The sequence below is a fragment of the Vibrio sp. 10N.222.55.C6 genome (assembly GCF_041473395.1).
GTDB lineage: Bacteria > Pseudomonadota > Gammaproteobacteria > Enterobacterales > Vibrionaceae > Vibrio > Vibrio crassostreae_C.
Genome location: NZ_JBFRSD010000619.1, coordinates 1 through 247 on the forward strand (window position 1 = coordinate 1; position 247 = coordinate 247).

Here is a 247-nt window from a genome sequence, read left to right on the forward strand (position 1 = left end):
TTGATCATTTGTTATTTCTAGGCAAAAATTTGTTTTGCAAACGTTCCCGAAAATTCAAAAGCTCAAATGATAATCCAATGGGGTATGTAATGAATTATCCAAAAATAGCAAAAGAGCTGCTCACTCTATTAGGTGGTAAAAGTAATATCACTGCACTCGCACATTGTGCGACTCGTCTGCGTCTTGCTGTCGCAGACCAAGATAAAATTGATGAACAGGCGATTGATAACCTAGAAGGGGTCAAGGG

1 protein-coding gene is annotated in these 247 nt (G+C 38.9%); it reads left to right on the forward strand.

Annotated elements, in window-relative coordinates; all coding sequences use genetic code 11:
• Positions 1-89 precede the first annotated feature (89 nt).
• On the forward strand, positions 90-247 hold a 158-nt coding region (locus AB4486_RS25345; RefSeq protein ID WP_372119483.1), incomplete at its 3' end, for a PTS transporter subunit EIIB.